The organism is Amycolatopsis sp. cmx-11-12 (assembly GCF_046269425.1).
Classification (GTDB): Bacteria; Actinomycetota; Actinomycetes; order Mycobacteriales; family Pseudonocardiaceae; genus Amycolatopsis.
Genome location: NZ_JADNQM010000037.1, coordinates 88,786 through 97,188, shown reverse-complemented (window position 1 = coordinate 97,188; position 8,403 = coordinate 88,786). Strand labels below are relative to the sequence as shown.

Sequence of the window (8,403 nt, the reverse complement as noted above, 5' to 3'; positions counted from 1 at the left end):
CGGCCCCGCGGCTCCAACCTCGTGAAACGACCCGAAATCCGCTCATGGACCCGACCCAGCTCAGCCACCACCATGTCCATCACCCGCAACATCATCCACTACCCATGCGAGTGCCGTTGCAGTACTAGGCCAAACAGCTGGTTTCCACCGCCGGACGGCGCGGGCTCGTCTAGGTTGCAAGGACCAACGCCGAGCGCGGCGGGGGACGGTGATACCTGTGCCTGCCTTGCCGGCCGCACCACGAGTGCTTCGGCGCTGGTTGCTCGCGCTCGGGGACACGCTGACCATCGGGATGGGCCTGGGGTATCTCGCCCATCAGTACAGGGAGGCGCTCGTGGCGAATTCGGTCGCCATCGGGCTCGGTGTCGTGGTCGCCATCGGCGGCTTGGTGTTACTGAGGGCGAGCGTCCGGGTGCTGCGGCGGGCCAGTCTGCGCGTCGACACGATCTTCACCGACGAGCTGGGTGACCGGCCGTCGCCGCGGCCCCGGCCGTAATGGTCCTCTTTGGACGGTCAGTTGCCCAGGCCCGAACCACCGCCCGGCGGAGTGGTCGTCCCCGGTCCAGGCGTATCACTCGACGGCGGCGTGGTGGTGGGTGTCGTGGTCGGTACGGTCGGAGTTGTAGGCGGCAGAGTGGTCTTCGTCGGAGGCGAAACCTGCCCGCCGTAAGCCGCGTAGCTGAACCAGATCGATCCGCCCACCTTCGGCGTGGTCTGGTTGAACATCGCCCGCACCTGGAACGTCGTCGCCGTGTACGAACCCTGCACCGTGTTCAGCATGTACGCGTTGAACTGCCCCGGCGTGTTCGCCGAGATGACGACCACCGCCGGAACCGCGCCCAGAGCGTGCTGCACCGTGCACATGCCCGCACCATCGGTCACGCACGACACCTCCGCGGCCTGTACGAGCGGCGCGGGCGACGGTCCGACGGCGCCGGAAGTTCCGGCGAGCACCGTGCCCGCCGCCGCGGTGACAGCCAGTCCTCCGGCCGCGAGCGCGACTTTCTCTCTCGTCCTCATGGTTTCCCTCCCTCGGTTCCCCAACAGCTGGGGGTCGGCCGCCACCCGCCGAGCGTTACGCCACCCCGAGCCGCCGCAGCGCCGGGCGCCACCGGTTCCCGCCGGTCGCCAGGTCCAGCGCCACCAGTCCCGCGCAGTACTTGCTCACCGACTGCTCCCGGATCCGCAGTTTCGCCAGCGCTTCGGTGACACTGTTGCGCTCGGACGCCGACTTCACCTCCAGCAGCACCAAATCACCCCCGGCGGCGAGGCTCCGGGATCCGGATCGCCAGACCAGCGACGTGTCACAGGTGATCCGCGTATCGGCGGTGACGAGGGTGGTGCGCCGGTAGTCGGTGACCAGCGCCGGGGTCAGCGGCCGGGGCGCGGGGTGGCCGTAGGCGGCGGTGAGGGCGTCGTCGAGGAACGTCAGCGCGGACGCGGTCAGGCCATGCGCCGTCTCGACTGGATGCGGACGGCGGACCTTGACCGTCTCGTCCCGCCGTCCGCTGACCTTGAGTTCGCAGAAGGTGTCGGCCGAGTCGGTGTAGGTACGCGTGCGGATCTTGAAGCGTCGACGCCGTTCCTGCCGATGGGCGCGGAAGATCGCCAGACCCGGTGTGTCGAAATAGGTCGACGAGTAACCGAACATCCGCCGCCCGTCGATCTCCAGGCAGTGCACCGACTCTCCCAGTTCCTGAGCGACGGCCAGGAAGTCGTTGAGCGGCAGGACGTACTTGCGGTCCGTCCGGCTCATCAGCCCGCTCGTGGCGACGACCTCGGCCAGTGACAGCGACGGAAGTCCCTTGGCCACCGCGGCCACGGTGGCCGTTCCGCGCCCGCTCACCGGTATCCCGCCGGTGCGCCGTGGACGACCGGCGCGGCGTCCGGGCGGAAGCGGACGTCGACGACGGTGACCTCACGGACATAGTCCACTTCGGACACTGTGTGCCGCACGACGGTTCCGCCGAGCCGCGCTCGCAGTTCCATCAGCATGGTCTGTTCGTCGGGGTACACGGTGTCGAGTACGACCGTCCGCCGCTGCGGCCCGCGCGTGCGCGAAGGGTGGTCGGCGACGTACATGACGGCGAGCAGCAGAACGTTGAAGACGGCGACGATCCGCCAGTCCGCGGACGGCAGCCCGTTCACCAAACCCAGTACCAGTGCGACGAAGTAGTACGCGACCTCCTGCTGGCTGATCGAATCGGACCGCAGGCGGATGATCGACAGCACGCCGAACAGGCCGAACCCGAGCGCGCTCGCGGTCGGCACGGACAGCAGCACGGCGACCGAGACGCAGACACCGACGTTCAGCGCGAGGTAGGCGCAGGCGAGATCACCTCGCTGGTGGCGACGGTAGTAGATACCGTACGCGAGGATGACGGCGGCGACGAGGTCGACGGCGAGATGGAGCAGTGTCGTGGTCATGGAAACCACTGTGCCGCCCGGAAAAGAGACCGTCGTGAGAACCCGATGAGAACCGTCTCATCGGGACTCACCGAGCCGGTAGCCCATCCCCCGCACGGTTTCGATCCGCTCGGCGCCGATCTTCCCGCGCAGGTAACGGATGTAGACGTCCACCACGTTCGAGCCGGGGTCGAAGTCGAACCCCCAGACACCGCCGAGCAACTGCTCCCGCGACAGCACCTGCCCGCGGTTGCGCAGCAACGTCTCCAGCAGCGCGAACTCGCGGGCGGTGAGATCCTTCTCCTCCCCCGCCACCGAAACCTTCCGCGTGCGGAGGTCGAGCGAGAGCTCCCCGGCGCGGAGCACCGCCGGTTCTGCTTCGGGATTTCCCCGCAGCCGCAAGCGGATCCGGGCGAGCAGTTCCTCGAACGCGAACGGTTTGGCCAGATAGTCGTCGGCACCACCGGACAGCCCGGCGACCCGGTCGACGACGCTGTCCCGCGCGGTCAGGATGATCACCGGCACCGTCCGGCCCGCCGCTCGCAGGGCCCGCAACAGATCCGAGCCGTCGAGGTCCGGCAGCCCGAGGTCGAGGACGACCAGATCGTGCGCGCCGGTCAGCGCCTCGGTCAGCCCTTCGGAGCCGGTCTTGACCCACCGGGTCGCGAATCCCTGAGCCCGTAGGCCTTTCTCGACGAACGCGCCGATACGGGCGGAGTCCTCCACCACCAGCACACTGGTCACCGGTCCGTACCTTCCGCGACAGGGATCTCGATGGTGAACCACGCGCCCTCGCCAGGCGCGGTGTCGAGCAGGACGCGGCCGCCGTGCGCCTCGGCGATCGCGGCGACGATCGCCAGGCCGAGTCCGGCGCCGTCGTCGCCGCTCGAATTGCTGCCGCGTTTGAAGCGTTCGAAGATCCGGCTCCTCGAGTCGGGCGGGACGCCTTCGCCGGTGTCACGAACCCAGAGTCGCGCCGTCGTCGCGGTGACCTCCGAGCCGAGCGCGATCTCCTGACCGGGCTCGGTGTGCCGGACGGCGTTGGAGACCAGTTGCAGCAAGGCCTGCGTGAGCCGCTGCCCGTCCGCGCGGACGGTCGCTTCGGCGACCGCGTCGAGCCGCCAGGCGCGTTCGGCCAGCGGCCGGGATTTGGCGAGCGTTTCGACGGTGAGGTCGGCGAGGTCGACGTCGCCGGGGGCGAGGAAGTCGGGGCTGCCGGATTTCGCCAGTACCAGCAGATCGTCCACGATCCGTTGCATCCGGCCGAGTTCGTCGAGGACCAGATGCCGGGTGGCCGCGTTCTCCTCGGGGTCCTCGCCCATCAGCTCGAGATGACCGCGGACGATGGTGATCGGCGTGCGCAGTTCGTGCCCGGCGTCGTCGATGAAGTCGCGCTGCCCGGCGAAGGCGCTTTCGAGCCGGTCCAGCATGGTGTTGAAGGTGCGGCCGAGCGCGGCGACGTCGTCCGAGCCGCGGACCTCGATGCGGCGCGAAAGATCGGTCTCGCCGATCTGCTCCGCGGCCAGCCGCACCTCCCGCACCGGCGCGAGGATACGGCCGGCGACCAGCCAGCCGATCAGCCCGGCGAGCACCAGCGCGGCCCCGGACATCGCGGCCATGACGCCGACGACGTCGTTGATCTCGCCCGCGGCGTGGTCGACGAACTCGACGATCACCAGCGCCCCGCGCTCCGGAGAGCCGTCGATGGTCACCGGGACGACGCCGTAGCGCGCGGAGCCGACCGCGGTGGTCACCGTGCCGTACGCCGGGCTCGTGACGCGGGACAGCTCGCCGACGAACTTCGGGTCCGTGTCGAGCCGGACCGGCGGCTCGATGGCGCTGCGCCTCGACGCGGCGCCGTCGACGACCGAGAAGAACGTCTCGTACTTTTCGGGCAGGTTCCGTTCCAGGTGACGGCCGAGGACCGCCTCGACGGTGGCGGGCTGCCCGGCGGGGCGGGCGTCCGAGGACGCGAGGAACGCCCGGAGTTTGCCGGTCTCGTGCGCGATCTCGTTGTCGAGCCGCTGGTCGAGCTGGTTGTGCAGCACGGTGCGGGTCGCCAGCAGCGACCCGGCGAGGGCGAGCAGCACGACCAGCAGGACCCACGCGAGGATCCGGGCGCGGGCACTCATCGGTGGCGGCCCCGCTCAGTCGTCGAGGTCGAAGTCGAAGTGGTCGTCGCCGTCATCGTCATGGTCATGGCCATCATCGATGTCGTCGTCGTCCCCGGCCAGCCGGGGCGGGACGACGGCGGGCGGCGCACCCGCCTCCCCTGGCCCGGAGACGGCCTGCCCCGCGGGGGCGACGACCGCCGGACCGAGGTCGGGCGGCGAGGCCGCGGTGGCCGCGATCACGGCGAACGTGCCGGCGGCCGCCACCACGACGGCGGCGACCCCGGCCAGTACGAAGATTCGGACTCGCATGCCACCCACACTGCCCTGCGGGAGTGAGCCGCCCATGAGGACTCGATGAGAACTTTCTCATCGAGCCGGGCTCACAACCGCGCGTGCGGGTATTCCGGCGAGCGGTGCTGGAAAGACAGGATGTCGGTGTTCTGGATCGTGCCCTCGCTGATCTCGACGGCGCGCTCGAGCGTTTCGTCGCCCGCCCAAGCCGATGGTCCGCCGAGCATCCGCTTCAGATACGGCAGCAGCGCGCCGCTGATCTCCCAGGTGGCCGAGTCCCAGAGATAGGACGGGCTGTGGTCGACGGCGTAGTAGGTGACGCCGCCGACCTGGAAGGTCGGCTCGGTGAACGTCGTCGGCTTCGCCCAGCTGAAAGCCATTGCCTCGTCACAGGAAACGTCGACGACGAGGCTTCCGGGCCGGAACGCGGCGAGATCTTCCTCCTTGAGGAACATCAACGGGGCCTTGGGGTCTTGCAGCACGCAGTTGACGACGACGTCGTGCTCCGCGAGGAAGTCCGCCAGCGGCACGCGGCCGGTCTCGGTGATCGCGTGACTGCGACGGAGATCGGCCGGGCCGTTCAGGTCGTGGTCGAGGTGCACGATGTTCGCGGAATGGATCGGCGAACCGACCGCGGTGACGCCGCGATGCGTGAGCACGTGCACGTCGTGGATGCCGTGGGCGTTCAGCGCCGTCACCGAACCCCGCGCGGTCGCGCCGAAGCCGATCACGACGGCGCGGAGACGGCGGCCGTAGTCACCGGTCGAACCGATCAGCTGCAACGCGTGCAGCACCGAGCAATAGCCCGCGAGTTCGTTGTTCTTGTGGAAGACGTGCAAGCCGAACGAACCGTCGCCCCGCCAGTGGTTCATCGCTTCGAAGGCGACGAGCGTCAGCTTCCGGTCGATGGCCAGCTGGGTGAGCTTGTCGTCCTGGACACAGTGCGGCCAGCCCCACAGGATCTGCCCCGGCCGGAGTTCGGCCAGATCGTCCGCGAGCGGTTTGGCCAGGAGGATGATGTCGCATTCCGCGATGAGCCATTCCCGTGACCGCAGGCCCGCGACGAGCAGCACCAGGTCCTCGTCGGGGATACCGAAACGTTCACCGTAGCCGTGTTCGAGATAGATGTACTTCCGGAGTTCGGGGTCGATCCGTTCGAGGTGGCGCGGATGGATCGGAAGCCGCCACTCGTTTTCTTTGCGCGAGCGCGAAATGACGCCGAGAGTGAGCTGGTCCACTTGGGGCCCCTTAAATAGACCTCAGTCTAAGCATAAGGAGCGGGACCGGCGTAGGGCCAGGGTGCCCGAGAGCACCCCGAGTCCCTCGCCGTTCAGCTCATTTGAACGCCGCCACGTTCCGCGCCACCCACTCGGTGAAGGTCCGCCCTGGACGTCCCAGCACCCGTTCGACGTCGTGGCTGACGCGCCGCTCGTCCTCCGTCGGCGAACCGAGAATGGCGAGCGTGGCCTCCACGACCACCGGCGGCATGAACGCCGACATCGCCGCCCGCGCCTCGTCCTCGCCCAGTTCGGCGAACCGCACCGGCTCGCCCAGCGCGTCACCGAAGGCTGCCGCCTGCTGCCGGGGCGAGATCGGCTCGGGCCCGGTCAGCACGTAGGTCTGTCCATTGTGGCCGGTCTCCCGTAGCGCGACGGCCGCGACGTCGGCGATGTCGGCCGGGTCGATCACGGGCAGCGCGACGTCGCCGAACGGTGCGGCGACGACGCGATCGGCGCGGATCGACGGCGCCCACTGGAAAGCGTTGCTGGCGAAGCCTCCCGGCCGCAGCATCGTCCATTCCAGACCGGACGCCTTGACCGCCTCTTCGAAGGCCGGCGCGTGCCGCCCGCTCCCGACCCCCTGGGAGGACAGCAGCACGACCCGCCGCACACCCGCTTGCCGCGCCGCCGCGGCGAGTTCCGCGACATCGCCGCCCGCTGCCAGGTAATCGCCTGATGTCAGAAGGAAAAGCCGGTCCGCGCCGTCGAACAGCTGATTCAGGTCGGCTGGTTTCGCGATATCGGCTTGGACGGTCCGAACGCCGTCCGGCACGTCCGCCGCCGAGATTCGGCGCGACACGGCTGTCACCTTTTCCCCTGCGGCGGCAAGGGTTTCCACCAGTCGCCGTCCCACGTTCCCGGTCGCTCCGGTCACCACGATCATGGTCGCTCCTCGATTCGCGTTTCACTGACGCGACCGAAGCTACCTTCCTGGAGATAGTAGGTACCTAGAGGAAAGTATTGGGAAAACCGGCCTTTCGTGACCGTGATCACAACTTGAAGGGGGCTGAAGGGGCCCTTCCCCTCGTCTCACGCGGTGAAGGACGCTTTCGTCGCATGGCATGCGGGGAAAGCGTCCTTCAGCCGCCCTGACCTGGGAGACACCCTTTAGGGTCGGCTCATGCCCGACACCGCACTCGGCCCGCTGCGCGTCCTCGACTTCTCGCGGGTGCTCGCCGGCCCGTTCGCCACGATGCTCCTCGCCGATCTCGGCGCGACGGTGGTCAAGGTCGAGCGGCCGGGCACGGGCGACGACACCCGCAGCTGGGGGCCGCCGTACGACGCGTCCGGCCAGGCGACGTACTTCCAGTCGGTGAACCGGAACAAGACGAGTGTGGCGCTGGACCTCGGCGATCCGGACGACCTCGCCAAGGCCCGCGCGCTCGCGCTGGAAGCCGACGTCGTCGTCGAGAACTTCCGGCCCGGCGTGATGGACCGCCTCGGCCTCGGTCCGGAGCCCCTGCGGGCGGCGAACCCCGGACTGGTCTATTGCTCCGTCACGGGTTTCGGCTCCGGCGGCGGCGCGGCGCTGCCCGGCTACGACCTGCTCATCCAGGCTGTCGGCGGGCTGATGAGCATCACCGGCGACCCGGCGGGCGAGCCGCAGAAGGTCGGCGTCGCGCTCGTCGACGTGCTGGCCGGGCTGTTCGCGAGCGTCGGGATCCTCGCCGCCCTGCGCCACCGTGACCGGACCGGTGAGGGCCAGCGCGTCGAGATCGACCTGCTGTCCAGTCTGCTCGCCGCGCTGGTCAACCAGGGCAGCGCGTACACCTCCGGCGGGACGGTACCGGCGAGGATGGGCAACCGGCACCCCAGCATCGCCCCCTACGAACTCGTGCCGTGCGCCGATCACGAGATCGCGCTCGCCGTCGGCAACGACCGGCAGTTCGCGGCGTTGTGCGAGGTCATCGGCCTGCCGGAACTCGCGGGTCAGGCCAGGTTCGCGACCAACCCGGCGCGGGTCGAGCACCGCGTCGAACTGCGAAAGTTGCTGGAAGAGCACTTGGCCCGGCGCCCGGCCGCCGAGTGGGCGACGGACCTGAGCGCGGCCGGGGTGCCCGCCGGCGAGGTCAACGACGTCGCGGGCGCGTTCGCCCTCGCCGAACGGCTCGGCCTGGATCCGACGGTCGACCTCCCCCGGCCCGACGGCACGTCCGTGCGGCTGACCCGCAACCCGATCGGGTTGTCGGCGACGCCGCCCCGCTACGAGACCGCACCACCGGGCGACCCCGCCCAGCTCACCCTTCCCTTGCCCGGTTGGAGCTGACAGCGACGGTCAGCGGACTGTCAGCGCTTCGTCAACGACGGCCGCG

General features: G+C 69.4%; 10 protein-coding genes. 2 read left to right on the top strand and 8 right to left on the bottom strand.

All coding sequences use genetic code 11. The features are described from left to right. The first annotated feature begins 217 nt into the window (after nucleotides 1-217). Complete coding sequence (locus ACLARN_RS35790) at nucleotides 218-496, top strand: hypothetical protein (protein WP_409495903.1); 279 nt, start codon at nucleotides 218-220, stop codon at nucleotides 494-496. Between the two features lie 17 nt (nucleotides 497-513). Here ACLARN_RS35790 and ACLARN_RS35785 read toward each other — a convergent pair whose 3' ends face one another. The 8 genes from ACLARN_RS35785 to ACLARN_RS35750 form a co-directional block, all read right to left on the bottom strand. Continuing rightward, a complete protein-coding gene (locus ACLARN_RS35785; protein ID WP_409495902.1) occupies nucleotides 514-1,020 on the bottom strand; it encodes a hypothetical protein in 507 nt (168 codons plus the stop codon). Nucleotides 1,021-1,075: 55 nt separating this feature from the next. Then, the gene (locus ACLARN_RS35780) at nucleotides 1,076-1,846 is read right to left on the bottom strand and encodes a polyphosphate polymerase domain-containing protein (RefSeq protein WP_409495901.1); all 771 of its coding nucleotides are present in this window, start codon (nucleotides 1,844-1,846) and stop codon (nucleotides 1,076-1,078) included. Beyond that, nucleotides 1,843-2,427 (bottom strand): DUF4956 domain-containing protein, encoded by a 585-nt coding sequence (locus tag ACLARN_RS35775; RefSeq protein WP_409495900.1) that lies wholly within the window; start codon nucleotides 2,425-2,427, stop codon nucleotides 1,843-1,845. The genes ACLARN_RS35780 and ACLARN_RS35775 overlap by 4 nt, the downstream gene beginning before the upstream one ends. Nucleotides 2,428-2,484: 57 nt before the next feature. Continuing rightward, on the bottom strand, nucleotides 2,485-3,150 hold the full coding sequence (locus ACLARN_RS35770; protein ID WP_409495899.1) for a response regulator transcription factor: 666 nt from the start codon (nucleotides 3,148-3,150) through the stop codon (nucleotides 2,485-2,487). Next, nucleotides 3,147-4,538: a sensor histidine kinase gene (locus ACLARN_RS35765; RefSeq protein ID WP_409495898.1), complete on the bottom strand. Its 1,392-nt coding sequence runs from the start codon at nucleotides 4,536-4,538 to the stop codon at nucleotides 3,147-3,149. Before ACLARN_RS35765 ends, ACLARN_RS35770 begins: the two co-directional genes overlap by 4 nt. Nucleotides 4,539-4,553: 15 nt before the next feature. Continuing rightward, entirely contained in the window at nucleotides 4,554-4,829 is a 276-nt protein-coding gene (locus ACLARN_RS35760; RefSeq protein ID WP_409495897.1) for a hypothetical protein, read from the bottom strand. Between the two features lie 71 nt (nucleotides 4,830-4,900). Continuing rightward, complete coding sequence (locus ACLARN_RS35755) at nucleotides 4,901-6,049, bottom strand: N(5)-(carboxyethyl)ornithine synthase (protein WP_409495896.1); 1,149 nt, start codon at nucleotides 6,047-6,049, stop codon at nucleotides 4,901-4,903. 97 nt (nucleotides 6,050-6,146) lie between these two features. Further along, complete coding sequence (locus ACLARN_RS35750) at nucleotides 6,147-6,974, bottom strand: NAD(P)H-binding protein (protein WP_409495895.1); 828 nt, start codon at nucleotides 6,972-6,974, stop codon at nucleotides 6,147-6,149. Nucleotides 6,975-7,211: 237 nt separating this feature from the next. On the opposite strand from ACLARN_RS35750, the gene ACLARN_RS35745 reads away from it, so the two are divergent. After that, entirely contained in the window at nucleotides 7,212-8,357 is a 1,146-nt protein-coding gene (locus tag ACLARN_RS35745) for a CaiB/BaiF CoA transferase family protein (protein WP_409495894.1), read from the top strand. Nucleotides 8,358-8,403: the final 46 nt, after the last annotated feature.

Coding starts and splice junctions, on each gene's coding strand:
- ACLARN_RS35775 (WP_409495900.1), bottom strand. CDS start 2,427: ATGACCACGACACTGCTCCATCTCGCCGTCGACCTCGTCGCCGCCGTC.
- ACLARN_RS35750 (WP_409495895.1), bottom strand. CDS start 6,974: ATGATCGTGGTGACCGGAGCGACCGGGAACGTGGGACGGCGACTGGTG.
- ACLARN_RS35745 (WP_409495894.1), top strand. CDS start 7,212: ATGCCCGACACCGCACTCGGCCCGCTGCGCGTCCTCGACTTCTCGCGG.
- ACLARN_RS35765 (WP_409495898.1), bottom strand. CDS start 4,538: ATGAGTGCCCGCGCCCGGATCCTCGCGTGGGTCCTGCTGGTCGTGCTG.
- ACLARN_RS35785 (WP_409495902.1), bottom strand. CDS start 1,020: ATGAGGACGAGAGAGAAAGTCGCGCTCGCGGCCGGAGGACTGGCTGTC.
- ACLARN_RS35760 (WP_409495897.1), bottom strand. CDS start 4,829: ATGCGAGTCCGAATCTTCGTACTGGCCGGGGTCGCCGCCGTCGTGGTG.